18 protein-coding genes are annotated in these 26,062 nt (G+C 53.3%); 7 read left to right on the plus strand and 11 right to left on the minus strand.

All coding sequences use genetic code 11. The features are described from left to right. Positions 1-3 precede the first annotated feature (3 nt). Both pth and PLIM_RS13510 read right to left on the minus strand, forming a co-directional pair. Positions 4-579, minus strand: coding sequence for an aminoacyl-tRNA hydrolase (gene pth / locus PLIM_RS13505; RefSeq protein ID WP_013110883.1), 576 nt, complete (start codon positions 577-579; stop codon positions 4-6). Positions 580-782: 203 nt separating this feature from the next. Further along, positions 783-1,433 carry a 50S ribosomal protein L25 gene (locus tag PLIM_RS13510; RefSeq protein ID WP_013110884.1) on the minus strand — a complete coding sequence of 217 codons (651 nt, stop codon included), beginning with the start codon at positions 1,431-1,433 and terminating at the stop codon, positions 783-785. Positions 1,434-2,046: 613 nt separating this feature from the next. On the opposite strand from PLIM_RS13510, the gene PLIM_RS13515 reads away from it, so the two are divergent. Both PLIM_RS13515 and PLIM_RS22955 read left to right on the plus strand, forming a co-directional pair. Next, positions 2,047-6,984 (plus strand): outer membrane protein assembly factor BamB family protein, encoded by a 4,938-nt coding sequence (locus PLIM_RS13515; RefSeq protein WP_013110885.1) that lies wholly within the window; start codon positions 2,047-2,049, stop codon positions 6,982-6,984. A gap of 142 nt (positions 6,985-7,126) precedes the next feature. After that, positions 7,127-8,035, plus strand: a complete 909-nt coding sequence (locus PLIM_RS22955; protein ID WP_013110886.1) for a UbiA family prenyltransferase — start codon at positions 7,127-7,129, stop codon at positions 8,033-8,035. 211 nt (positions 8,036-8,246) lie between these two features. Here the strand turns inward: PLIM_RS22955 and PLIM_RS13530 are convergent, their stop codons facing one another. Continuing rightward, positions 8,247-8,558, minus strand: a complete 312-nt coding sequence (locus tag PLIM_RS13530; protein WP_013110887.1) for a hypothetical protein — start codon at positions 8,556-8,558, stop codon at positions 8,247-8,249. A 377-nt stretch (positions 8,559-8,935) separates the two neighbouring features. Next, positions 8,936-9,841, minus strand: coding sequence for an Fpg/Nei family DNA glycosylase (locus PLIM_RS13535; protein ID WP_013110888.1), 906 nt, complete (start codon positions 9,839-9,841; stop codon positions 8,936-8,938). A gap of 517 nt (positions 9,842-10,358) precedes the next feature. Here PLIM_RS13535 and PLIM_RS13540 point away from each other — a divergent pair. Continuing rightward, positions 10,359-12,086: a DUF1598 domain-containing protein gene (locus tag PLIM_RS13540; RefSeq protein WP_013110889.1), complete on the plus strand. Its 1,728-nt coding sequence runs from the start codon at positions 10,359-10,361 to the stop codon at positions 12,084-12,086. Positions 12,087-12,245: 159 nt separating this feature from the next. Here PLIM_RS13540 and PLIM_RS13545 read toward each other — a convergent pair whose 3' ends face one another. Beyond that, positions 12,246-14,090 (minus strand): TrkH family potassium uptake protein, encoded by a 1,845-nt coding sequence (locus tag PLIM_RS13545; RefSeq protein ID WP_052301580.1) that lies wholly within the window; start codon positions 14,088-14,090, stop codon positions 12,246-12,248. 254 nt (positions 14,091-14,344) lie between these two features. Here PLIM_RS13545 and PLIM_RS13550 point away from each other — a divergent pair, with 254 nt between their 5' ends. Further along, complete coding sequence (locus PLIM_RS13550; protein WP_013110891.1) at positions 14,345-15,844, plus strand: sialate O-acetylesterase; 1,500 nt, start codon at positions 14,345-14,347, stop codon at positions 15,842-15,844. 242 nt (positions 15,845-16,086) lie between these two features. On the opposite strand, the gene PLIM_RS13555 is transcribed toward PLIM_RS13550, so the two are convergent. The 4 genes from PLIM_RS13555 to PLIM_RS13570 form a co-directional block, all read right to left on the minus strand. Next, the gene (locus PLIM_RS13555) at positions 16,087-17,586 is read right to left on the minus strand and encodes an aspartate aminotransferase family protein (RefSeq protein WP_013110892.1); all 1,500 of its coding nucleotides are present in this window, start codon (positions 17,584-17,586) and stop codon (positions 16,087-16,089) included. Between the two features lie 72 nt (positions 17,587-17,658). Beyond that, positions 17,659-18,543 (minus strand): alpha/beta fold hydrolase, encoded by an 885-nt coding sequence (locus tag PLIM_RS13560; RefSeq protein WP_013110893.1) that lies wholly within the window; start codon positions 18,541-18,543, stop codon positions 17,659-17,661. Positions 18,544-18,620: 77 nt separating this feature from the next. After that, positions 18,621-19,922 (minus strand): efflux RND transporter periplasmic adaptor subunit, encoded by a 1,302-nt coding sequence (locus tag PLIM_RS13565; RefSeq protein ID WP_196349450.1) that lies wholly within the window; start codon positions 19,920-19,922, stop codon positions 18,621-18,623. A gap of 359 nt (positions 19,923-20,281) precedes the next feature. After that, complete coding sequence (locus PLIM_RS13570; RefSeq protein WP_013110895.1) at positions 20,282-20,773, minus strand: ecotin; 492 nt, start codon at positions 20,771-20,773, stop codon at positions 20,282-20,284. 256 nt (positions 20,774-21,029) lie between these two features. Here PLIM_RS13570 and PLIM_RS13575 point away from each other — a divergent pair, with 256 nt between their 5' ends. Next, positions 21,030-21,428 carry a hypothetical protein gene (locus PLIM_RS13575; RefSeq protein WP_013110896.1) on the plus strand — a complete coding sequence of 133 codons (399 nt, stop codon included), beginning with the start codon at positions 21,030-21,032 and terminating at the stop codon, positions 21,426-21,428. Between the two features lie 113 nt (positions 21,429-21,541). Here PLIM_RS13575 and PLIM_RS13580 read toward each other — a convergent pair whose 3' ends face one another. Together PLIM_RS13580 and PLIM_RS13585 are read right to left on the minus strand one after the other, a co-directional pair. Further along, a complete protein-coding gene (locus PLIM_RS13580) occupies positions 21,542-22,483 on the minus strand; it encodes a sugar phosphate isomerase/epimerase family protein (protein WP_013110897.1) in 942 nt (313 codons plus the stop codon). 282 nt (positions 22,484-22,765) lie between these two features. Continuing rightward, complete coding sequence (locus PLIM_RS13585) at positions 22,766-24,148, minus strand: alkaline phosphatase family protein (RefSeq protein WP_013110899.1); 1,383 nt, start codon at positions 24,146-24,148, stop codon at positions 22,766-22,768. A 543-nt stretch (positions 24,149-24,691) separates the two neighbouring features. On the opposite strand from PLIM_RS13585, the gene PLIM_RS13595 reads away from it, so the two are divergent. Together PLIM_RS13595 and PLIM_RS13600 are read left to right on the plus strand one after the other, a co-directional pair. Next, entirely contained in the window at positions 24,692-25,000 is a 309-nt protein-coding gene (locus PLIM_RS13595; protein WP_013110900.1) for a hypothetical protein, read from the plus strand. A gap of 136 nt (positions 25,001-25,136) precedes the next feature. Further along, positions 25,137-25,457: a hypothetical protein gene (locus PLIM_RS13600; protein WP_013110901.1), complete on the plus strand. Its 321-nt coding sequence runs from the start codon at positions 25,137-25,139 to the stop codon at positions 25,455-25,457. The last annotated feature ends 605 nt before the right edge of the window (positions 25,458-26,062 follow it).

The raw sequence follows: 26,062 nt of genomic DNA on the forward strand, positions 1-26,062 counted from the left end.
CAATCACTTCTGATCTGAACTCACATTAAATCGATTCATTGCCGAATCCACGCCATCCGCGAGCCACACCTCAGCGGCGTCGGCGGCTGTCGCTACCGCGAGATCCACTTCGATCCGCTCATCCTTCCGAAACTGAGCCAACACATAGGCAGCCGCATCCATCGTTCCCGGAGGCCTGCCCACTCCCAGACGCAAGCGTGGAACAGCATCCGTTCCGAGAACCTGCAGAATATCTGCCAGTCCTTTCTGCCCTCCGGAGGAACCACCCGCTCGAACGCGCAGCTTGCCCAGTGGCAAATTCAAATCATCACAAACGATCAGGAAATCAGCGGGTGACATCTTATAAAACTTCGCGATCTGGCCGACGGATCGCCCGCTCAAATTCATAAATGTCTGTGGCTCCAGCAGAATCACCGGAACGCCCTTCAGCACGACTTCACGAGTGATCGCATCAAACCGGCTCTTCCCCGCAGGTGCCCCACCTCGCCGCGACAATTCAGCAGTCACCTCCCAGCCGATGTTATGCCTCGTACCGACATACTTTCCACCGGGATTTCCAAGCCCCACAATGCATTTCATGCCACATCTACTTCAGAAAATGCCTTGAAGAACTTACCTATATCACAAGCCAGCTCACAGCAAGCGAGCCATCGATCCGACGCCAACCCGCCCCCAACCATAGCCTGCAAAAGCCACGAAGCCTGCTTTTTCAAGCAGGCTTCGGCTCTGAGGGCAACCCCCAACAGTTAATCTCTCACCTGGGAAGCATCAAACCCCAGGAATTACTTCTTCTTGGCTGGTGCAGCATCGGCTTCAGCTTCGCCAGCCTTCTTGCCAATCACTTCTGGCTCAGCGGCACCCGGAGCAGCAAGATCCAGCTCGCGAGTGCTGACCTTCACGACATGCACAACAATCAACTCGCCTTGAGTCTGCACGTGCACGCCGGGAGGAATCTCCAGTTCGTTCACATGGATCACACCGCCCAACTGAAGATCACTCACCTTCACGACGATGGAGTCAGGAATCTGGTAAGCAAGACAATCCACCTTGATGCTATGCAGTTGATGCTCAAGCATACCACCAGAAAGAATACCGGGGGCCGTCCCCTTCAACTCAATTGCCACGTCGACTGTCACGCGCTCGTTGGGGTCAACTCGCATGAAATCAATGTGCTGAATCAGCCGGGTAAAAGGATCAACCTGCACATCGCGGATGATGGCCTTTTCCAGCACACCTTCCACGTCGAGGTCAACAACTTTGTGACCGCTGACGACGATGGGATGAATCAAAGTTTCATCAACAACGACTGGCTGTGGCTCTTGCTGATGGCCGTAAACAATTCCGGGCACAAGACCCGAAAGACGCAGCCGACGAGTCTCTGCAGTCCCGAGCTTCTGACGCTTTTTCACCGAAACTTTTGAATCCGCAGACATGAGAGAAACTCCGGTCGCAAAACCACTAGCTGAATGTGTGACAATAAACCCAAACCCGAGACACCCAAGAAAAAGAAGGTAAACCGTTATGCAATAACATCTTATCGCAAAAGAACCTTCTCTAATCGGTCAGCAAAAACCGTCTGGGGCACCACAAACTGTTCCCCGCCAATCCTGGCTGCAGGCATTGCAAACCCTGTAGATTAACCGGGGGTTGCTTGACTCGCAACCAAGCCGTCGTGGTTCCGGAAATCGCAAGCCAGCACATCGCAAGCCGGTCGTGCCGCAAAAATCCGTGCTGGAACCATTTAAGAGGGATCCGGTGGAACCTGTCACGAACTCTATTTTTTCAGGAACTGTCAGTTCACGTGCTTACTTCTTACATCCACCTGGGTATTGTACTAGGTGGTGACTGTTGCGCTTCGACAAGAGATCTTGGTGAGGTTGGGGTTGAACAAAAACAGAATTCACTCGGATTGCAAGCCTGACGTTCGTATCCAGTAGTGCTTCAACCAATGCTTCAACCAGCGGTTTGCCTCCAGCCGCACCAAACAGGCCAGGTATCTCGAGTCATCAGTTCTGCGGGATGATCAGTTTCTGAGAAGGATGAGGAATGGGTCAGCGTCAAACCAATCAGAACTCTCGACTCAAGATCGTGGTGACCGCAGGCCTGGTGACCGCATTACTGATCGTGGCGACGTATCAGACGCCAAACGCGAATGCCCAGAATCGAGGCTTAGGCCCGCTGGGTAAAATTATCCAGCGAATTCTTGTGCCTCAGGCGGTCGATCGCGATGAAGAACCCGATGAAGCCAGGAAAGAGCGTGGTTCGCGAGATCGCGACCATATCGATAGTCGTGCACCGCAGGATCAGAAACTGCAATCGGCTTATCGTGCTGCGCTGGAGGGGATCGAGAAACAACAGGACTGGGGAACCGCCATTGATGTCCTGCAACGAGTGCTCGATCACGACAACGACTCGCTCGAACGCAATCAGGATGGCACCTGGACATCTCTCAAGTGGCTGGCCACACAGACGTTGTTGCGAGCCCCTGAAAATGTTCGACGAACTTATATCGAACGGTACGCTCCACTGGCCGAGGCACTTCGCAAAGAAGCCCGGCAGACCAGCGATCGCACTCGACTGACCAGCGTCGCCACTCGTTTTATGCTGACACCTGCGGGCCAGCTTGCTGCCGATGAACTTGCCCTCGGAAGCCTGGATCGTGGTGAATACGGTCTGGCCAGTCGCTGGCATGAGATGCTCTGGCTCGCACAGGCCGAGTTCGTCAAGAACCCTCCCTGGCAATTGAGAGCCGCACTTACAGCCAAATATGCGGGTCGAAAAGAATTTCTCGATACCCTCACCAAAAGCTGGCCGGAATGGAAACAGGGAGCCAGTCTTGCCAGCGGAGAAATTCGCCAGCCACTCCAATGGCTGGATCGCATGCATACGATTATCGAACCACCACCTCAGTCATTGACAGAGCAGTGGATCCCGCAAGGTCTTGGCGGCCGGGTTTCGGCATCCAAAACCAGCGACTATGTCCTCCTGCCACTTTATTCGCATCCCATCTCGACCAGTTCTTATCTGATCGAGCGAATCCGCACGATGACTGAGGAATTGCTGGAATCAGGACGGATCCCGCTGCTCACCAATCAGCCACTCGTCGTCGGTGATCGATTGATCGTCCGCGATCTGGGCGGTGTCCAGGTTTATGACATTCGCACAGGTCGCTCGTTATGGCAAACCGAGATGACCGTTGTCCCGGAAAATGTCTTCCTCGATTCCCCCGCAGCCAACGGAACACTCCCCTTTCGCGGGAACGTTCGCATCAATCGAGCGGCAGGAATCCGCATGGCCCGCAATGGCATGGTCACCGATTCTTCCATGGACGATAATGGCGACTCGGCAGACTACCATCCGCTGGGAACTTTGCTCTTCCGCGAAGGGACCTACAACTCCCTCTCTTCTGATGGCCAGCGGCTCTTCGTGGTCGAGGATCAGGCCGTCATTACTCGTGCCAATCCTGGCAATCAATGGTCCATGAACGGCAACATTCAAGACCCTCTCGGACAGAACTGGCGAAGCAATCGACTTACAGCCTACGACCTGACGTCCGGCCGCATTCTCTGGACGATTGGTGGCGGCGGTGCACAGGATTCACTCGGCTTGCCACTGGCTGGTGGCTATTTCCACAGCGCCCCACTACCCGATCGCGATGAACTCCTCGTCACCTGCGAAATTGCTGGCGAAGTACGTTTAGTCGCCCTGAATCCCCAGTCCGGGTCAATGCTGTGGTCTCAGCTGATTGGCTACCCGGATTCCAAAATTGAAGACGATATCGCCCGCCGATGGATCAACAATTCCGTTGCCACCAGCCAGGGGATCATCATCTGCCCCACAACTTTAGGGTGGCTGGTCGCTGTGGATCGTGAACGGCATTCGATCCTCTGGGCCCAAAGGTATTCCGAGATTCACGAATCGCGAGGAATGTCTCACCAGGGGGCTGAATTGCTCAGCATGCAATCATTAGGCTCCGAATGGCACGGCTCAATTCCCAGCATTATGGGTGATGCCGTCGTCTATGCTCCTGCGGAAAGCCAGCATCTCTTCTGTTTTGATCTCCTCAGTGGTCGCCAGCGATGGAAGATTGACCGTGGAAATCATGTCTTTGTGGCAGCCGTCACACCCACCGCTGTCGTAATGGCACATCCCCGCGGTCTGACAGCTTTGAATCTCGCGGACGGGCAATCCTTATGGACAACCGAACTTCCCGAGACGGATCTTCTGGCTGGACGTGGTGTTTTAGGAAATGGCGAATATCTTGCCCCCTCCCGCCAGGGTCGAATCTATTCCATCAATTTACAGGATGGTGGCATCACCGGAACACGGCGAACAGCCAACGATAGCGGCTACCTGGGCAATCTGGTGGCTGCAGGAGATCGACTTGTCTCGTTCAGTACAGACGGCCTGGTGACTTACACTTCCCGTCCTCAACTCGCCCGCTGGCTGAAAAATACGCAAGAAAACGCACCCCAGATGCATTCATTGCGCGCACAACTCGCTTTAGTCGAAAGACGGCCTCGCGAGGCTCGCCAGGCACTCGATGACGCTTTTCAATCCTTGGACGCAGCCTGGATTCTGCAGGCATTGCCACCTGATGGGACATCAACAGATCGTACCAACACCATCTCGTCAAAGAGCGAACCTTTATCGCCCGATGATTCGACCTATCCACTCACTCCCGAAAGTTTTCGTCGCATTGTCTGGACGGTCTCATTAACCCGATTGCATGAGGGGAATTTCGACCAGATCGATCTGGATCGATTATCGCGGGCTGCTTCGACCACAGCCGAAAAAGGGCTCGCCATCGCTCACAGTTTAAGAGCACGTTCCCGCCAGAATCCGGATATCAAATTCTTCAGTGAATTGACAGCATTCGTCGAAAGCTTTGGCAACAACACATTCCCGGATGACCAGAACTCATCGATCCGCCTGACCGGCAAAGCCTGGGCTCGTGGTTTACTGCGGGAGATAACCCTTCCCCGGCAGAAAGATTCTGCCACGCCCAAGTCATCCTCAGAAAAAATCGCGTCTGACGACGAGCAGCAGGCGATGGCCAGTGCCTGGTCAGAATTACTCCGCAAACAACTCGAATCTTCGGCTCTGAACCTCCAACAAGAAGCTCCTGATCAGAAAACTCCTTCGAAGGAAATCGCCGGACAGAACTTTCAATTGCTCCTCGAACTGGCTGATTTTCATCCGGTGACACAGAACTTGAAGCTTGCGGCAATCGATCAACTCATCGAGAACAAACTTCTGGCCGAAGCAGAACTCAGACTCCTGCTGTGGAAATCGAGCTCCTTAGAATCTCAGCAATCACTCCTCGATGAAAGGCTCGCGAAGATAACCGTGGCTTTAAATGCCGAGCAGGATCTCGCGGCTCTGAAACGTCCGGAAACTCAGGTCAGTAAGTCATCACCCAGTCAGCCAAACGTAACTGCACCTTCTCCTGGTCCGGTCGCTCAAGGCGAAGCAAAAACACCACCTGAAAATGGCGAAGAGGTCGCCGCCTCTGCACCAACCCCACCGGCCCCCTGGGGTATGGAGACGATGGGAGCCACCTATTCTCAGCAGATGCAGACTGGCACACTCTCTTCGAATTTGCCCTCAATCTCGGCCTATCGATACGATGTCGATCATCAGGCTCAAAAAATCGCCTTTCGTCATCGAAGTAACCCAGCGTGGAACTGGCGGCCATCACTGGCCGGCTCTCGGAATCGAGGAAACCAGCATACGGTCGCTTTGACAGTTGGCCACTCGGTCTACGTTCTGCATCAGCAGGTCCTTACGCTCCTTTCTCCGCTCGAGAAAAAATCGATCTGGAGTTATTCGCTGGAAGAGACTGGGCCCAACGCCCGGAGTGGCCACAGACCGAGCCCGATGGGCTTGATCGATACTGAGAACAACATGATTTCGCTGCTGGCTTCAGAACAACTGAATGCGCGCGGTCGATTTGCGGGTGCTTCTCCCGGTGGACTGGTTCTGTTCGGCAACCGAACTCTTGATGTCTTTGATCCTGTCACTGGTGATTTAAGGTGGCAGAAAATCAATATGAGAGCCGACAGTCGGGTGATTGTCCTCAACGATTATCTGCTGATTTATTCGTTTGAACGATCACAGATGGCGATTCATCGCTTAGACGATGGTCGCGAAATTTCCTCTCCCTGGGAGCCCCAGCGGTTACACCAGGCCATTGGTACGACAGGCAACAGCCTGATCTTGTTTGACAAAAATACCAAGCGAGGATTTCTGGGGCTGGTCTCCGGCAACTGCACCATCCGCAAAGAAAGCCCAATCACGGGAAAAGTTGAGTGGAGTCTGGGACTCCCTGCCGGGACTGCCGTTTCCGAAATCATGGAAGGCAATTGGTTTGTCTCCAAGCCCTCCGGAGAAACGTTACGGTTAAGTGCCGCGACAGGTACCAGCCAGAGCCTGGGGGCGATTCCACTCTCTGCTCGCGGCACACATCGAGGCGAAAAATTCGTCTCGACGGATGGCGAACGCATTTACCTGTTCCTGAATGACAACCGCTACAGCGACGCCCGCTTTGCCGACAGCCTGTCGAGCCATCGCGCCAGTGGCGAGATTTTCACCTGGAACCTCGCTACAGGAAAACTCCTTTGGAATTGCAAAATTGCGAACCAGCAACTCGCCATGGACAGTCTGGCGGATGCTCCTGTCCTGGTGTTTGCTTCGCGAAGCTGGAAACAGAAGGCCGATGTGCATTACTCCATGCTCTGGATGGATGTCATCGACAAAGCCACCGGAACCAGCCTCTTCAGCCAGTCTCGACCATTTGCCTCCTCTGGTCTGCACAGCTTCTCGGTCACACCGGATGGTCAGAAAGTCGAATTGGCCACATACAACATGAAACTGCGCCTTGGGCCTGTGCATGCTTCATCGACCAAATCTGCCGATTCGAACTCTCCAGCAACTCCCACAGCCGACTCACCAGCCACACCTGCCGAGCCTGCGAAGCCATAAGGCATGCCAGAAGTCAGCACGTGATGAATCCTGCGGTTGAATCCAGATCAACAAGTTTTATGGCTCCTCGCTGTTGATTGAAATCGTGGCTGCAATAACCCATTTTCCAAGAACCATCGGCACCGAAAGGTCGATTCACTTCATGAAGGCATGGCTGCAGATTCTCAGGCTCCCCGCAGTATTTACGGCCATGGCCGATATCTTCGCAGGGTTTATCCTTTCCCATCGATCCCTGCAGCCTGTGAATCAGTTCTTGCTCCTTCTGGGGAGTTCGAGCTGCCTGTATCTCGCCGGCATGGTGCTGAACGACTATTTCGACCGTGATCTGGATGCCCTCGAAAGACCCGAACGGCCGATTCCCTCGGGTCGAATTTCAGCCAATATCGCTTTATGCGCAGGTTTTTTTCTGTTGATTGCCGGCACCGGCCTGGCATTCCTCGCGGGCCCTACATCGGCGATCGTGGCCGGAATTCTGGCATTCTTTGTTGTCTCTTACGATGCACTCACCAAAGGGAGTTGGCTGGGCCCCATCAATATGGGGCTTTGCCGGGGCTTGAATCTGCTGCTGGGTGCCAGTGCCGGCAACGCTTTCATTGAGATTTTTGCTCAGCCGCAACTGATGGCCGCCCTGGCGATGGGCACTTACATTGCCGGAGTGACCTTGTTTGCGAGAGATGAAGCCCATGGAGTTCCAGGACGACTCAGCACTTCCACAAAAATCTCACTCATTGGTGGTATGCTGGGAGTAGCCGCCGGCCTGGGGTTACTGTGTGCCATGTTTGCTTCGACTCCGAACGCTGCAGGCAATCCGCAGACCGCCTGGTTCGTGACCCTGCTCATCGGGTTTTCCGCGATTCGACGAATGCTGATTTCGATTCGAACTCCCTCACCACAGATCATCCAGTCCACCGTGAAGCTGTTACTGTTTTCGTATGTGATCTGCAGTGGAGTCGTTGTGCACTGGTCCACAAATAATCCATGGCTTTCTTTTGGAACTGTCGCCTTGTTGATCCCCGCAATGCTCCTCGGACGGCTGATTCGTCTGACATAACAGGTGGCACACTTACATGAGTGTCTGCCCCACAAAGAATCTGTGAATTGCTCACTGATCGATGATCAAGAAACAGATCTCAACGAAAAACCCTGCCCGGGAGAAACTCCCGGGCAGGGTTTGAGCAATTATCAGTACAGAGTTCACACGGCATCGATCCCAACAGCAATTGCCTGGCGGCTCGTAGCGAGTGAACAGGATCAGAAAAACCTTATGGGTTTTCAACTTCTTTTTTAGGCTCTTCAGCCTTGGGTTCTTCAGCCTTAGGCTCTGCAGGCTTGGCTTCTTCAACCTTTGGTGCTTCAGCCTTGGGCTCTTCAGCTTTGGTTTCAGCGGGCTTAGGATCAGCTGGCATTTCAGCGGCAGCAGGCTTTTCGGAAGTTGGAGCCATTTCGCCACCTACACCAGAATGACCAGGTGCTGCCACAGGTGGAGTGGTCGTCTTTGCGGCAGGCTTAGAATCACAGCCAGAAACGAGTGCCACTGCAATTGCACATCCAAGACTCAATACAACCTGCTTCATGATCATCCTTCAAATCTAAAACATCGTAAACGGGCAAGTACGGCACATGGAACTGGCTGAACTACAGCCAGCACCTCATCACGACAAACGGCTTTGGACTACGAGGCAGTTTTCAAACCAGTGAGAAGTTTCAATGCTCGCCAAAAAGAGTTGACTATTCAGCGAACTGCCCCAAAATCTTCAACCTGAGTCTGTCTTGTCCGACTTACTCTTCACCACTTCAGTACATGTTTTAACATGCCTGAAGGTCAATTTCCTGCACGAATTTTCCTTTTTCAAGAATGCAGAAGATTCTGTTTCGTTGCATCGCTCCTGATACAACTTCGCTAACCCGCAGAGATTCCGGATATCTGGCCGCATGATCTTCGCATGCGATGTCAGGATTTTTTCTGTTTGCCGGGCCGCTTCTTCGCAACTGTCTGACAGTGTTCGCAATAAAACGTGGATCGCTGGGCCTGCACAATCCTCAGGATCACACCCGATCGGCAAGTTGAACAAACCTCACCGGCTTTGGCATAAACGAGGTGTTCATTCTGATATCCCCCCGATTTATTGAGCGCATTGCGATAGGTTCCATCAGAAAGTGTCGAACCTTCATACTGAATGGCCAGTTCGAGGATCTGCCGGGCAGCATTTGCCAGACGTTCCCATTCTTCTGGGTGGAGTTGACTGGAAGCAGATAAGGGAGAGATCCCAGCCCGATGCAGAATTTCGCTGGCGTAGAGATTCCCCACTCCTGCCACCAGCTTCTGATCCAGCATGGCCACTTTGACAGGACGCGACGTTTTCCCGAGTGCCGCTTTCCATCCCTCAGCAGCCAGTGACAACGCATCTGGCCCGATCTGATGGCTTGATAAAAGCTTCTCCAGCTCCCCCGGCGGTCTCCAGGTCACTGTTCCCAATCCCCGACGATCCCAGAACCAGACCGATGTGGATTTTCCCTTTCCTTTCGTCGGGGAACCATGCGAGCCCGCCGGTGCGAGGCGAAACTCCAGTCGCAAGTGCTCGGCACTGGGCGGGTCTTCCAGCAGCATCAAACCCGTCATTCTCGGCTCAATTGTCAGTGTCGATCCATCCGAAAAATCGAGCACCACCCGTTTACCCAGCCGCCAGACGCGCTGAATCACCTGGCCAGCTACACGCTCACAGACCGTTCGCTCGTCAGGAAGGATCGTGAGCGACCGATAAGCTGTGTCAAGAATTCTGAGAGCGACGAGCCTGTGACGTTCGAGTGCTGATCGAACGCCTCGAACCATGGTCTCCACTTCCGGCAGTTCCGGCAAAACAGGTCACTCCTCAGAAAAAAATCACGATTTCCAGCAGGCTCTCTCGCCCGGACAGCAGGTCTGGCCGATGTGACGATCACAGGACAATACGTTTTGATGTCATGCTGCCTCCACAACGTGACGTCACCCACGCCAGATGGGGTTCTGCATCCAATTCTATCTTTGACGATTATGCCTTCGAAATCCATTCTGCCTAAATCACGTATTAAAGATTTTACAGGGGTAGAAAACTCATACAGCGTACCGACTGCTCCCAAAAACTTGTGAGAGCCTGCGAAAATTCGCTGGCAAAAAGAGGGGGCACTTAGACAAACTAGGGAAAAGAAATTTCGTTCCTGCTCAGCAGTTCATACTGCCCATATTCGTTATTCCGTTTTTTGCAATCTGAATATTACGGTGCTTGTTGACTCCTGAAGCCACCTCAGGAGACGAACAATGCCCCATGCATATTGTCTTAGATTGAACTTTCAGACTGGGTTCGGTCTGGTCCTTGGTCAACCGGGAAATGATCTTCATGATTCCGACAACTCTCCGCCGCTCACTTGCCAATTGGGGCGTCCGTACCATGCTCGCTCTCGGGGCTCTGTCCTCGATGAGTGTTGCCCATGCCGCTATCGGCGACGCAGTGAATGCTCATCTTAATGCGGGCGAATTTGGACAGGCGACAGATCTCGCACTGACATCAAACTCACCCGAAGAACGCACGGCACTCTTGCAGCAAATTGCAGCTGCCCAGGCCGCAACGGGTGAATTCCAACCATCCCGCGTCACACTCAGTCGCATCAGTGATCGCACCGCCCGGCAAGCTGCCCGTCGCGCTGCGGCTGGGGCCACTCATGCCGGTGGCGGGTTGCAGCCAGACTTCCGCACACTCGAACTCATCATCATGGAAAACACCAGTGCGACCAACTGGGATGAAATCGATGGTGGCGACGGTGCCATTACTCCATTCCCGACAGGTGTTCGTGTCGATGGTCGCGGCCTGCTGGAACGGCAGACACAAGTGACCAGCACCGCCCTGAAGGCACTTCGCGAAAATGTTCGTACCCCGGCTGTAAATCAGGAACTTCAACAGTCCAGCGGCTTGCGTCTGGTTTCTTTGAAGCGACTCGAGCAGGCCGTTGCTCAGCGTCTTGAAGATGGACTGCCAGTTCCTGAATCGATGAGCCGATTTGCCGGCCTGACCTCCATTGAATATGTCTTCGTCTATCCCGAAGACAACGATATTGTGGTGGGTGGCCCGGCTGAAGGCTGGTCTGTCGATGCTGCGGGACGAGCGATTGGAACATCCAGCCAGCAACCTGTCCTCAGCCTGGATGATTTCGTCACTGTGCTGCGGGCCTACTCCCAGGGGACTGCTGATTTCGGTTGCTCGATCAATACTCGTGAAGCCGGTGTGAAAGCTCTCATGGAGTATGCCGAAACTTCTCAGCAGAAAGGGCCGCTGGCTCCTGCTGCTGTGAAGAGCTGGGTCAATCAGCTTCAGAAAAAGCTGGGCCGTCAGGATATTGTGGTCTGGGGTATCCCAGCCGACAGCCATGCTGCCCGGACTCTGGTTGAAGCGGATTATCGCATGAAACTGGTCGGCGTCGATCAACTGGATCTCGCCAAGGAAGTTCCCAGCTACTTCGACCTGCTCCCCGCTTCGCTGCAGAAGAATGGCTCGATGGATGCCCTCCGCTGGTGGCTGACACTCGATTGCCAGAGCATTTCGCACTCGCCAGATCGCGATACCTTCCAGCTTGCTGGAACAACCGTGAAATGCCAGTCGGAGAATCAGCTCCTCACAGCCGATGGTAAGCACCTGCCCACAGGTCTGTCAGAGGCCACGAACCGCCAGTTTGCCGAAAACTTCACCACCAATTACGACACACTCGCTGCCAACGATCTTGTCTTCGGAGAAGCGAAGAATATCTTCGAACTGGCCATGGCTGCGGCCATCATCACTCATGAAAAACTCGATCAGAAAGTGAACTGGAACTTCGGTGTCTTTGCCGCTGGCGAAAGCTATGACCCCGCTCACCTGCCAGCCCCCACAGAAGTCGATTCGGTGGTCAATCACCGTGTCTACAATGGGAAAAACATTGTTGTTCAGGTCGCTGGTGGTGTCCGGGCCAATGCTGCCCAGATGGTTGGCGACAAAAACCGTCAGCAACTGTCACCACGTCTTGAAACTGTCTCCGAAGCAGCTGCTCGACCACAATTGCCGGAAGGTCGCTGGTGGTGGGATACTGCCCGCTAACCAACTCTTGGCCTGATTCCAAAAACAGGCGTAAAACAATTCACAGCCCTGGAACTGAAATCGATTCAGTTTCAGGGCTGTGTTGTTTGCCAGCCTGCATCCTCACAAACGATTCACAGCCGCAAGGTTCCCACTTTTCGGCAACCTCATCTTTATCTTTCAGCCCAGAGAAATACGCTCATCCGGGTAACGATAGACCACCTGGCTCGCTGAACCTGCCAGAGCCACCACCAATGTGACAGCGCCAATGCGGCCAATGAACATCGTTGCAATCAATGCCAGTTGCGACAGGGGCTTCAGACTCGGCGTAATCCCCGTGGAAACACCGACGGTCGCGAAGGCACTTGTGGCTTCATAAAAATGATCGAGAAACAGTGTAGGTTTGTTCTCCACGATCACCAGGATCAACGTGCAGCCAATAATCGCTGTCAGTGACAAGGCCACAATCGACAAGCCACGCAGAATCTGTTCCTGAGGGATCGTGCGGCCTCCCGCTTCAATATGACTCTTCTGCTGAAGGACTGACCTCAATGTCAGGATCGCTACAGCAAAACATGTCGTTTTGATCCCCCCACCTGTCGATCCGGGGGACGCCCCGATAAACATCAAAACAATACTTATAAGTTTGCTGGCTGGAGTTAACTGTGAATGATCCATGGTGTTAAAGCCGGCTGTTCGTAACGTGACCGAATGGAACCAGGCATTCGCAATCTGTTGCCAGATCGTCTGGCCCGCCACAGGACGCCCCAGCTCTGTCAGAAACAGTACCACAGCTCCACCCACAAGGAGTGCGATCGTCACTCGAAAGACAATTCTGGTCGTTAAGGAAACCCGCATGCGGCCTATCGAAGGCGAGATTTTCTGAGGCATGAAGATTTTCAGAAATTGATGGCTGGCAATCTCTCGCAAATTGTGGAGTGGCCCAAAGCCGATCCCTCCCAAAATGATGAGCAGGGCAATTCCGCCCCAGACTTCTGGTCGCAGTTCCCGCCCGATCAGGCCCTCGGCATGCAGACAAAAGCCGGCATTGCAGAATGCACTGACCGAATGAAACACGCTGTAAAAAATCTGTTCGCCCAGAGGCAAATGGCTCCACAATCCGGAAATCGCCACCGCACCCACGAGTTCGATGGCCAGCGTAAAGGCAATGATGTCCTTAATCAGCCCCGAAACATCGCCCAGTCGATCAGATTCGAGAAGATCTCGAAAAGTGGCAGCTTCCCTGGCAGCAATGTTGCGAGTCACAACCAGCGCGATAAATGCTCCAAACGACATGACGCCCAGTCCACCGGCCTGAATCAGACCCAGAATGACGCACTGGCCCGTCCGGCTCCAATATGTTCCTGGGTCAACCACATTCAACCCAGTCACACAGCAGGCACTGGTGGCGGTGAACAAAGCTTCGAGCCACGTTGCTGGTGGCAAGCCTTCGGGTCGGCAGCGAGGCAGCATTAACAGCAGTGTGCCACTGAAAATCAGCAGGAGAAAACTGGCCACAAAAACTAAGGCCGGGCTCAAACCGGCTTCGGTCGACCAGCGGATCAGTCGAATCAGCGAGGAAATCCCTCGCAAGAGCCCAAATAATTCCGTCCAGAAAATCATCCCCTGACCGGGGCCGTGAGTCCCTGCAATTTCTTCCTGAATGACTTCCATCGTCGCTGTAGGAATGGAAAAGGCGATGGCGCCAAGAAACCAGATCAACGTAATGGTCACGAGGAGCGCGTGAGATCGCAGAAAGGTCGATCGGGTTCGACTCCACCAATACCGTACTGGCAATGTCACCACGGGTAATGCCAGGCAGGCTGCGGTCAAACCCAGGAGCCACCAGTTGGAATTGGTCAGTTCCTGCCCGGGTAAGCTTTCCTTTTGACGGACAAACCCCTGGTCACTTAACACCAGCACCAAGGCCACTAAACCACTCAGCCATTCAAGCAGGATCAAAGCCCGATTGAGGCGCGGATGAAGCGACGTACTGTCGTCAAACTGAAACGGGAGCGAGGGCATGTTCATGCTGCAAGAAGATAGCAAATTTTCGATTCACTGGTGATGCCATTTGAAGTTCGTCTGTCCACAGCAACTTCCCATCAAAAAACACCGATGCTTGCATCTCTCCCATGAACATGTTTAGTTATCAGCAGATTAACCCTGCTTCCACTCTCAGTTGCCGGCGTTTGTCGTGATCCGTGGTGCTGAACAGCCAGCGGGCCATGAGCGCCTCCAACTGAATCCTCCGATCTTTCTCTCCAGGAATCTGCCTCATGATTGGTTCAAAATTCGTTCCGCATTCGATTGAAACTGCTGGGAAAACAAGCACCCGCTCTCGAAGCTGGCTGGTGGCGGCAACTTGTGCTGTCTTGTCCGTGGCTTCTTTGCCCTCTGCCATGGCTGATGTCAAGTTGCCATCAATCTTCAGTGACAACATGGCCCTTCAACAGGGCGTGCCTCTCAAGGTCTGGGGTTGGGCCGACGAAGGCGAAGATGTCACCGTCACGATTGGTTCCAACTCAGCGACCACCAAAGCAGCGGGCGGTTCATGGAAGGTCGAGTTACCGGCCATTGAGAAGTTCGGCCCGACAACATTCAAAGTCGCCGGCAAAAACACCATTGAACCTAAGAATGTGATTGTCGCCGATGTCTGGGTCTGCTCGGGTCAGTCGAATATGGAGTGGACTGTCTCGCGTTCCATGAACCCCAAAGAAGAAATCGCAGCGGCCAAGTATCCTGGAATTCGTGTCTTTATGGTGCCGAAGGTGGCTGCCAATCAACCACAAAAAGATATCAACGCCAAGTGGATCGAAGTCAGCCCCGAGACTATTAGCAACGTGACAGCTGTCGGTTATTACTTCGGCCGCGACCTTCATCAGAAACTTGATCGACCTGTGGGGTTGATTAACGATGCCTGGGGCGGAACGCTGTGCGAAGCCTGGACCAGCGCTGAAGCCTTGGCTGCCGATGCCGACTATGCAGATATCCTCAAGCGGGGTGAAGCTGCCAACAACGATGAAAAGCAGAAAAACGGCCCCAACCGCCCTTCAGTTCTCTACAACGGCATGATTGCACCGATCGTTCCCTTTTCGATCAAAGGAGCGATCTGGTATCAGGGTGAATCGAACGCCGGCCGTGCCGAACAGTATCGCAAACTGCTCCCCACCATGATTGCTGACTGGCGGAAGCAATGGGGACAAGGTGATTTCCCCTTCTATGTCGTCCAACTTGCCAATTATCTCGCCAAGACCCCAGAACCTGTCGAAAGTGCCTGGGCTGAACTTCGCGAAGCTCAGTGGCTGACTGGCAAAAATGTCCCCAATGCAGGCACAGCCATTATCATCGATATTGGTGAAGAAAAGGATATTCACCCTCAAAACAAACAGGATGTCGGCAAGCGACTGGCACTATTGGCTCTGAAAAACACATATGGCAAAGATGTCCCTTCGCAGGGCCCGGTCTACAAATCGATGACCGTAGAAGGCAACAAAATCCGTCTGGCGTTCGATCATGTCCATGGCGGGTTGAAAGTGGCTGGCGATGAACTCCGCAGCTTTGCCGTTTGCGGCGAAGACAAAAAATGGGCCTGGGCCAAAGCGTCGATTGATGGCGATACCGTCGTGCTGGTCGTCCCTGACTCGATCACCAAGCCCGTCGCTGTCCGCTATGCCTGGGCCAATAATCCCGATGCGACTCTGTTCAACGCAGCCGGTTTGCCAGCCGTCCCTTTCCGCACCGATAACTTCCCCGGCGCCACCACCGGCAAGAAGTAGACCGGCATCACAACTCGCAGAATGATCAGTAGTTTGCTGGTCAGCATGAACACGACAGGCCACATACTTGCCAGCAGTATGTGGCCTGTCTTTTTGTCAGCCGGCGCTCTCGGATACGCATCCCAGAAAACAATTGCGTGCAAAGAGTCGATCAAACATGCTCGCTCCGAGCCACAAGCTGGGCACTCAATGCGCCCTTGTATCCGGGAGTTCGTATGAAAATAGGCACTGATTGAAAAGCCTCACGAGAGCTTTTGACGAACAGCTTTCAACAGGTTGTAGAACAGTTCCATCGAAGCTTCGACCTGCTCGCTGGTGATCACCAGTGGCGGACTGACACGCAGTACGCACTTGGAAAGCGGGCCCAGCAGATGAATCCCGTCGCCCCAGGTTCCATCACTTTGAAGCCCATGGCCTTGATAGCAGCCACTGACAATCGCTGCTGCGACTTCTGCAGGAGCCAGTCCTGCAAATGGGGCGCATTCGATCCCATATACCATCCCCTCGCCACGGACATACGAAGTTAACCCGGTCTCTTTCAAACGATTCAGACCGGCCAACATCCGTGGTTCCATTTGCCGCACATGGCTCATCAAATCACGCGACTCGAATTCATCCAGCGTGGCGACAACCGCAGCACAGGAAAGTGGATTTGCACTCCATGTGTCACTCAACTCGCCATAGGGGAGCATCTTCATCCATTTCGACGAGCCCGCCACGGCTGCCACGGGAACACCATTCCCCAGCCCCTTACCCAGCACGACAAAATCCGGTTCGACTCCGTACTTCTCAAAAGCGTACATCGAGCCAGTGCGGCCAAAATTGGCTTGAACCTCGTCAAAGATCAGCAGGATGTCGTGCTCCCTGCAGAACTGCTGCAGCAACTGATGGTATTCGCGCGGAGGATGATAGCTCCCGCCACCTCCCAGATAAGGCTCAGTAATCAGACACCCGATCTTCGAACCATATTCGGCCCAGATCGACTCCAGTTCCTTTCGATAGACCGTCAAATCGATGGGAGCGGCTGCCGACTGATCTCGAATCTCTTCGCGGGGAAAACCAATGAAACGCACCCGAGGATCTCGTTCCCGATCACTTTCAGAGCCAGTCACGGCATTGGAAAGACCTTTCTTGCCGTGATATCCATAACGCGTGGCAAGAATCATGGGCCTCGATGGATCGCGATTCAGGCACACCCACAGGGCTTTATGAACGGCTTCTGAACCAGAGGCTGCCCAGGCAATTGTCTCCAGTCGTCTGCCGAGTGGTGTCTGTTGCAGACTTTTCACCAGACGTTCACAGGCCAGCACTTCAATCGAAGTCACACTGTTGTAAGCCGTCATGGTTAAACCCATGCCAAACTCTTCGGCACCGGTGATTTCGTCACTCTCGATGTCACCAAAGAGCAGGTTCGGCAGCCACTGGGAATACCTGGCAAAACGCCTCATCCAACGCAATGGATTATGCCCCAGATTCGAAACGAGAACTCCCGATGTGAAGTCGTACAACCGGCGGCCTTCGGTCGTCCAATGGTAGATTCCGGAAGATCGCGCTAGAACCGCTTGAGTCGGCGTATAAGTTCGATGAGCGGGCGGCTCCAGCTCCGAGAGTTCCTGCCGCCATTTGTTCGACTCATCTTCGCCAGCGAAAACCTCCAGCGGATGAAACCATGCTTTTGAAGAAGCCTCTGAGTCAACAGGCCGCAGAGTCTGATCCGTTTTCTCCATCGAAGCTGGTACCATGGCGTTAATCTCCCGGTTGACGAGGATCAGCTCAACTGCTGCATGTCTCTCAAACTCATCGTGCCACACACCTTAGCTGATTTCTTTTCCTCGGACAAAATCAGAGATCAGTGGAATCAGCTCTTCTTGAGCATCTTCAAGGATGTAGTGGCCGCAATCAGGAAAATAACGGACATGAGCCTGAGAAAATCGAACTCGCCATTCCGCCAGAAAATGGTCATCAAATACAAAATCTTTAGCGCCCCAGCCAATCAGCATCGGTTTAGATTGCAGGCGGTGCAGTGCCTGGGCGGTCTTCGAGACAGCGACCCAACTGGGATGCTGCTCATTCAAAGGAATATCCTGCACGAATCGATGGACTGCCCGGCGATTAGACCACGAGTCATACGGGGCACAATAACTGCGAGCCACATCGGCTGGCATGGGGCGACGAGTCACACAACTGCGGACAGCCCCTTCACTGAAGGCATTGAATCCGCGAACCAGAAGTGACCCCAGCCCCGGTGTGCGGGCCAGTCGCAATTGCCACGGCACAGGCTTTTGCTTTGGAAGAGGGAACGCACCGGTATTCAGAATCACCAGACGCTCAACCTGTTCCACATGCTCGACGGCCCAGCCGCAGCCAATCATGCCACCCCAGTCATGCACGACAAGAGTCACCGGTTCCGTCAATTGCAGCCCATCGATCCATTCCGTGATGTCCGAAATGCGACGTTCCAGTCGATAAGGATAGTCGCGATCGGCCGGCTTATCAGAGAGTCCACAACCAATGTGATCCGGGACAAGACAACGATGTGTGGCTTTGAGCGAATCAATCAGGTTTCGAAAGTAATAACTCCAGTTCGGATTTCCATGGAGCATGATGACAGGTCGACCTGCACCGGCATCCCGGTAGTGCATCCGATGACCACTGATGGTAACAAACTGACTGTCGGCAAAGGGTGCTGGCACAATCAACTTTCAGATCAAGGCAAGCATATCCACGGAGTTGCTCAAGGAGAGACTGTCGAAGGTGCTGGTTCATACCAGAACCCTCAATTCCCCTGACCGGGAGATGAGGGCTCTTTCTTGGCATCTGCCTGTGGAGAATCACCGGCTGGCTGGGCAGGCGTCTCCGAAGTTTTCTGTGCCGGTTGACCGTCCTGAGAAGTGCCAGCCTTTGCTGGAGTGCTCTCCGCTGATTGATCGACATCACTGGCTGAAGGGGGCGAAAGCTTCTCGACCACAGGCACAACCAGACTGTCTGGTTGAGCACGCTGCAAGCCCGAAATCACGACTCGATCAGCAGCAGTGATCCCGGTGAGAATTACACGAAACTCGCCTATCTTCGAACCCGTCGTCACTGTTTTCTGCTGAACCTTATTCTCGGCATCGACCACCAGCAGGTACTTCCCTTCCTGGTTTGTTCCTAACGCCAGATCAGGTACCAGCAGAGCCTGAGGCAGCACTTTTTGTGGAGCTCGGATGCGGACAAATAATCCGGGAAGTATACCGCCATCCGGATTCGGGAAGGTCCCTCTGACAAGTAAAGTCCCTGTGCTCGCATCCACACCAGGATCGGTATAATCCGAGAATCCTGAATAAGGATAACCCACATCCGTCAACAGCCCCATCTGCAGTGGCACCGGAGTACGATGCTCTGGATCCTGCGCATTCTTGACCAGATTCGCGCGGAACTCCAGAAGTTCTCGCTCACTGACATTGAAATAGACATACACGGGATCGTAGGCCTCAACAGTTGTCAAAAGCGTTTCCTGTGCGAGGACAATATTGCCCTCATCGATCATTCTCCGGCCAACTCGTCCATCAATCGGCGAGCGGATCTCGGTGTATTTCATATCCAGTTCGGCCCGCTGGACAGCCGCCTTCTCCGCTTCGATCTGTGCCAGGTTACTATCGCGTTCAGCGACAGTCGTATCCAGGTCTGCACTGGTGGCGACATTCTTTTTGACCAGCGTTTCCACTCGAGCCAGATCGGCTACAGAGAGTGCATAAGCCGCTTCGGCCTTTCTCAAATTCGCTTTGGCCTGTTCAAGGGTAATGCGGAAGGGATCCTGTTCGATGGTGAACAGCAACTCACCCGCTTTGACCCGGGCACCATCTTTGAAGTGGACTTTATGAAGGTAACCCGTGACACGGGCTTTCAACTCGACCGTATCAACAGAAGCTGTCGTCCCGGTGAACTCATAGTACTGCGTGACTGGCTGCACGACAGGCAGCGCCACTTTGACCTTGGGAGGAGGTGGCTCCTGATAGGCATTCTCCTTCTGGCAACCGGTCATCAGCAACAGAGCACAAGTGCTGACCGCCAGAAATTGCTTTGCAGTACCTGACAATACCAACATCCCGTGCCTCGATTTCCATGGATGACCAGATCGAAAAACGATCAATGACCAGCAACTCTCGAATCATCCCAGGCTGGTACATGAGCCTCGAATTCAACTCATTCTCTCATGAGAATTCGAAACCAGCGAGTCAGATCACTGAAAAAGTTGCGTCTGGTCGATCAAAATTCGATCCAGCAGGGCCTTTTCGTAAGTCCACATCAACAATCTCCGATGAATCGGTACCATGTGTGGACAATATCGATGGCTCTCGACACATCGTTTTCGCACTTTTAGTGAATCACGATGAGCGAAACACTGCAGGCGAACACTTCCTGTCGTCGAATCTTGAACCCTGTGCCGAGCGTTGTCTATTTCGCTGGGACGATGGTGGTTTTATCATCCGCGCGCCAGATCCGATACCGGACTTCGGCCCCCTCAGGAACATAAACCACGACTGGCAACCGACTGTTGTAGCGGATCAACTGTGGTTCGCCTCCCAGTGTGACAAAACGATCCACCAGGGGTTCATTGGGATCGACGCCAATCAAAGTGCCACCCATGGGCCCCAGTTTGGCAACCACATACTTCGTAAAACCCCAACCATCGATATTTTTGGCCTCTAGACTTCCACCGAAGAAGAAGTGATTGCGACTGTCAGTCTTGACCACTTTCCCCACCTGTAACTCAACTTTAAACAGGCTTTCATCAGGTTGCGGCTCCAGAAAGATCACATGTCGAGTCATTCCCGGCTCAGCCGGAGGAAAAGCCTTGAGGTTCTGTTCGGCCTCTCCACCCTGCACCACCGGCAGCAGACATACCAACACCATCCCGACAAAGCATTTCCCAAAACTTGTTAACATCGTCTTGCCTCCATTCACTGATTGGTCAACTCGGCGATATGGGATCGCGCTGCCGGAACCTGAATCAAGATTCCTGATTATCCAAAATGTACCTGTGCATGAGATCTGAAGGGATCCTTGCACCACGAGTTCCCAAAACTTCGTGATCAACAGGCAATTGAACCAGAATTACTGATGACGATCCGATCATCTCAATTTGACCGTTCGCTGGCACTCGATGCTTCGCTCAATTTCCCTCGAATACGACAGGCAGCGAATGATGGACAGACTTAAGAAATTAGCCGCCTATGCCTGGGCATCCCCCAACACCCTCCTTGGCATTCTAATGGCATTGATTGTGGGTCGAAGCACCAATCAATGGGTCTGGGTCGACGGTGTCCTGGAAATCAGCGGCCCCAAACTTGCCTCCTGGTTGAATCGCCCCTGGGGGGCTCTCTCCAGTATCACAGCCATCACGTTCGGCCATACCGTCCTGGCACAATCACGCGAAGCACACGATTTCACACGTGCTCACGAGCGGATCCATGTCCGTCAATACGAACGCTGGGGCCCGGCCTTCATTCCCGCTTACCTCGGAGCCAGTGGTTTCCTCTGGCTCCGAGGCCGCGATTGCTATCGGGAAAATCCGTTCGAGAAGGAGGCCTATGGGGAGTGAGAGAGGTGGTGTTTGATGTTGGGCATTTGGTGTTTGGAAAGGCCATCCCATGACAACCCACCCACAACCATCAACTCCCCACAAACGCCAAACCTCAAACACCCAACACCAAACTACGCCATCTCACTGCGTACAGTTTCAAGCAGTTTCTTAGTCGCCTTGATCCCGTCAGCTTCGGAGATTTTACTCCCTTCATATTCAATACCGACATAGCCTTTGTAACCAAAGCTGGCCACAATCTTCATCATCTTGCGATAGTCGGTGTGGATCTCATTGCCAGCCGCATCGAAGTCGTGAGACTTCGCACTGACAGCTTTGGCAAAGGGCATCAATTCCTCAACACCTTTGTAGCGATCATACATCTCATCTTTGCTGACACGGAAATTCCCGAAGTCAGGCAAAGTCCCGCAGCGGGGATGATCGACCTTCTTCATCACAGCAGCCAGCCAGGCACCATTTGAAGAGAGCCCGCCATGGTTTTCCACGATCACATTGATATCGTGAGTCGCCGCAAATTCGGTGAGCCGACGCAGGCCATCAGCAGCACGTGCCAACTGCTCATCATACGATCCACCGCTCTGTGCATTCACTCGAATTGAGTGGCAACCCAGATACTTGGCGGCAGCCACCCACTTGTAATGATTCTCGACAGCCTTTTTGCGTTTCGCTTCGTCGGCGTCACCCAGAGCCCCTTCCCCATCGCACATGATCAGCAGGCTCTTCACCCCATGATCGTCTGCGCGCTTCTTCAAGTCAGCCAGGAAGGCCTGGTCTTCGGCTTTGCCTTTGTAGAACTGATTCACATACTCAATGGCGTTAATGCCAAATTCTTCTTTCGCGATCTTCGCAAAGTCCATGGGGTCAGCCTTCTTGTCAAAGAAAGCCTTATGCAATGACCACTGAGCCAGTGAAATTTCAAACGGACTGGCCGATGTCTGTAAAGCTGCCGCCACTGACCGTGTCGCTGTCATCGATCCAAAAGCCATGCCGGCCACTGCCAGCCCTGAAACTCGAAGCATATCACGACGCGTACAACCCATGGGACGATCACTCATCGCAGACCTCTCTGGCGGTAGTTAAAAATGAAACTCAATGACTCAGGATGTTTTTCGGGAACAGACTCGGATAAACCATGAACCTCAAGCACGGCCAAGGTCTCGACCAGGCATTCAGTGATGTCCCCAAAAACAAATCAACACCAATTGATGGTATCAACCTCATGACCTGTCGTCGAATGTGATGTTCGACAGATTCTTCCCGATCAAAGAATTGGCGACCTCTCAACATCTGCCATGAATCAGCCACTGCACAAAGGATTTGTGAATGACATTGGTCCATCACTCAGACAGGTTTCCTGCTGCTGACGGCGTTCTTCGCTCCAGGATTTGACGCATTTCGAAGACGAGGTCCTGCGATTGAGCCGCTTCATTGAGTAAGAGCCAGGGATCATCCGGGAGCAGATGCAGTCGTTCCAGTTCTGTGTCGAGTGGCCGCCTGGTGGCATCGCTCCATGGCTGCTCTAAGACTTGATCGTTCGGAGAATTGGTGAGGCCTCCTTCGATCCCCTGAGAATCTTCTTGAACTTGCGAACTCAGATACACATAGCCTGGTGTCACCACGCCTCTCCATTGCCGGGCTGTCGCCTGCCAGATCACATGCTCTCTGCAGGGAAACTTTTCATTAGCATAATCCTGTAACGTTGGTGACGAGTGATTGGCTTTTCGCAGACATCGCTCAATAGTTGCCGCCACATCATCTTCACTCAGGAGCATGCTCCAGCGAGAACCAGCAGGGAAGACTTTTTGACTGCAGGCCTCAACATTTTGCGTAGAAACCAGAGGATCCTGATCGTTTGAGATCTCCACTTCGCATCCAGATTCCCAATAGATCAAGGGAGGCCGAAAACTCATCAACTCCGTCCCCTGAATCCGCTCACTCCCCGGATGAATCGATTCGATCAGTTCACCAGCTGCAGCAAAGAGCAGCAGTTGGACCGGTCGAGTCGCTGCGAGCACTCGAAGTTCTTCAAAGAGAACCCCCAGGGCATGATCTATGAGCGAGGCATAACTCCCATAGACTGGCCACAACTCACCCCATTCAGACGAATCAATTTCCTCCAGTGCCCAACCCTGATCTTCAAAATCGCCAAAGTAAAGATCAGCCAGTTCTTGAGGAGGAAGCCAAGGCTTGGGAATTCCACGAGAATGGAGCCATAACCAATGCGATTCCCCGCTCTGACCATCATCTCTCAGACGTCCCGATGGATCAATCTTTGAATCCAGCTGCTTTAGCCACTCCACTCCACGAGCCACCAGTTTTGGAAATGGAAACTGGCTGGGCGCCACGTCCAGCCCATCTCCACCACTGACAAACTCCACAGGTGATTTCAGCAGAGCAGGATGCTTTTCCTGCAAGCTCTTTTGTGCAAACTGACTCTCCTCCTCGACGAACAGGCGGCACCGATTCGCCTGCTCTGCCAGAGTCGATGCTTCCAGCAGTTGAAGCCCCTTCGTCCACCAGGCAGGAATCGTTCCCAGATCCGGGTCGTGAGAAATCAATCGCTCAAACAGGACTCCCTCCATCACCAGTCGGTCCAAATGGGGAGTTTCCACCCATTGATTTCCGTAAGGACCAAGCGCTGCCGCTGCTAATCGTTCAAAGCTGACAACGACCACCAGGGGTGCTGCCGATGACGGGTGGAACGATGCATGCGTTGTCATTCAGGAAAACTCCACTCAACTTTGGGCCCATGCTCATTGAACCAGTGATCATTCAGCCTGGGCTCTTATCCACTCATCCTCACCCACAAATCCTGATGATTCATCAGCATGAGAGCGAGGAGTTCACGTGGCCTCACTTCCAGAACTCATTCGTACAACTCTTGAGAGCGATTGAACAGCCACCCACGGCATGTTGCCAATTGGCCTCATGTTGCCGGAAGCGAGGCAACAGAACGTAACCTTATTTCCCGCATACAGTTAGATCGATAACTGAGAACCATTCTCCAGACACTGATGCCGAAACACCACGGCGGTGAGGGCTGGCAACACTTTGTCAAAAGAAAAAGCGGGCTTCTGTCAACAATCATAACTCATTGCCCATAAATACTTTACGACAACAGGTTGACTTTCGGAAACATCCTCCCTCGCCCTTCCAAATCAATTGGCGCAACAGCTGCTTTACATCTTATCCATCTGGCGAAACACCACACGACGCTGGATCACACAGTTCTCAACACTTTGAACAACAGAAAGATCTCGATCATGACCAACCTCTTTAACGCCCTCCTGAATGACGAAGCCGGTTTCATTGTTTCTGCTGAACTTGTCCTGGTCTCCACCATTGCTGTCCTGGCCATGATCGTCGGCTTGTCAGAAGTCGCCCTCAACATCAACAACGAACTCGAAGACGTCGGTGCTGCCTTTGGCAACATCAACCAGTCCTACAAGGTGGGTGGACTCGATGGACACATGGGTGGCACCTACGGCTCAAAATACAGCGATCGTCAAGATTTCTGCGACAACTACTGCAACATCGTCCCTAACGGCGACTTCTCCGGCGAACGCCCATAAGCCACTACCATCAACTCTTCACCTTCGACCAGCCACATCGGATTTCAATGCACCTTGAGCAGCAGCTCATGGAAATCACGAGATGGCAAACTCTGAATCACTAAACACACTCATCTTGTTTTCGAGGAATTTGCCCATGAATGCTCTTCTGTTTTCCCTGTATCACAATGAAGCTGGCTTTATCGTCTCCGCAGAACTCGTACTCGTCGCGACCATCGCGGTCCTCGCCCTTGTCGTTGGACTTTCCGAAGTCGCCCACGCAGTCAATCAGGAACTGGAAGATGTCGCCACAGCCTTCGGCACTGTCAACCAGAGCTATCGCTATGACGGCCTGACCGGCCACCAGGGTGCGGTCGGCGGCGGTAAATACCGTGATTCTCTGGATTTCTGCGACGGCGATCGCGACATCGTCTGCGACGCTCCTTCCGGCGAATCTGGTGGTTACTATAACTACTAACCATATTGCTATATTTTCCACAGAGACGCCGATTCGCTATTCTTATATAGCACTCATCGATCACCCTGTCAGCGAATCATGTATCGTAATTACTTGACCAACGTCTCGACATGACCTAGCGACTTCAAAATATCTCATGAGTCTTTCTGCCAGCCGTCCTTTGCCAGCAGTGGCACTTGCAAAAGTGCCCGCCCAAAGGACGGCTGGGTGTGCTTTCACCAAGCGTCTCCTCAACTCTCGAATCATGGCATCAGGAACCCATACTCACAGAATCTCACGGATAAGTCGGTCGATCTGGCCAGCCCCCGAGCTCAGACCATTCTTCCAGCCTGCCGCACCATTTCCGCGAAGAAGTCGGTCATCGACCACATTCAAAGTGCGTCCCGCGCAAACACTGAAACAAGGCACGTCGTCACAGGAAATCGATGGACAATCTCAATCGGTAGACAGTCTCTGGTGTTTCCTGCTGCACAAATCGGCCCGCACCCAGCCCAGCCAGAATTGCCAACAATGGATTCGCAGCAGGGACACCTGAGAAGTTTTCACACCGGAAACAGCCCGCTAAACCGCTTGCGAAAACTTGACAGCGGAAAGCCAACCCCTTA

The organism is Planctopirus limnophila DSM 3776 (genome assembly GCF_000092105.1).
GTDB lineage: Bacteria > Planctomycetota > Planctomycetia > Planctomycetales > Planctomycetaceae > Planctopirus > Planctopirus limnophila.

Bases quoted from the DNA above. Each gene is read 5' to 3' on its own strand.
- pth (WP_013110883.1), bottom strand. From the start codon at position 579: ATGAAATGCATTGTGGGGCTTGGAAATCCCGGTGGAAAGTATGTCGGT.
- PLIM_RS13510 (WP_013110884.1), bottom strand. From the start codon at position 1,433: ATGTCTGCGGATTCAAAAGTTTCGGTGAAAAAGCGTCAGAAGCTCGGG.
- PLIM_RS13515 (WP_013110885.1), top strand. From the start codon at position 2,047: ATGGGTCAGCGTCAAACCAATCAGAACTCTCGACTCAAGATCGTGGTG.
- PLIM_RS22955 (WP_013110886.1), top strand. From the start codon at position 7,127: ATGAAGGCATGGCTGCAGATTCTCAGGCTCCCCGCAGTATTTACGGCC.
- PLIM_RS13530 (WP_013110887.1), bottom strand. From the start codon at position 8,558: ATGAAGCAGGTTGTATTGAGTCTTGGATGTGCAATTGCAGTGGCACTC.
- PLIM_RS13540 (WP_013110889.1), top strand. From the start codon at position 10,359: ATGATTCCGACAACTCTCCGCCGCTCACTTGCCAATTGGGGCGTCCGT.
- PLIM_RS13545 (WP_052301580.1), bottom strand. From the start codon at position 14,090: ATGCCCTCGCTCCCGTTTCAGTTTGACGACAGTACGTCGCTTCATCCG.
- PLIM_RS13550 (WP_013110891.1), top strand. From the start codon at position 14,345: ATGATTGGTTCAAAATTCGTTCCGCATTCGATTGAAACTGCTGGGAAA.
- PLIM_RS13555 (WP_013110892.1), bottom strand. From the start codon at position 17,586: ATGGTACCAGCTTCGATGGAGAAAACGGATCAGACTCTGCGGCCTGTT.
- PLIM_RS13570 (WP_013110895.1), bottom strand. From the start codon at position 20,773: ATGTTAACAAGTTTTGGGAAATGCTTTGTCGGGATGGTGTTGGTATGT.
- PLIM_RS13575 (WP_013110896.1), top strand. From the start codon at position 21,030: ATGATGGACAGACTTAAGAAATTAGCCGCCTATGCCTGGGCATCCCCC.
- PLIM_RS13580 (WP_013110897.1), bottom strand. From the start codon at position 22,483: ATGAGTGATCGTCCCATGGGTTGTACGCGTCGTGATATGCTTCGAGTT.
- PLIM_RS13585 (WP_013110899.1), bottom strand. From the start codon at position 24,148: ATGACAACGCATGCATCGTTCCACCCGTCATCGGCAGCACCCCTGGTG.
- PLIM_RS13595 (WP_013110900.1), top strand. From the start codon at position 24,692: ATGACCAACCTCTTTAACGCCCTCCTGAATGACGAAGCCGGTTTCATT.
- PLIM_RS13600 (WP_013110901.1), top strand. From the start codon at position 25,137: ATGAATGCTCTTCTGTTTTCCCTGTATCACAATGAAGCTGGCTTTATC.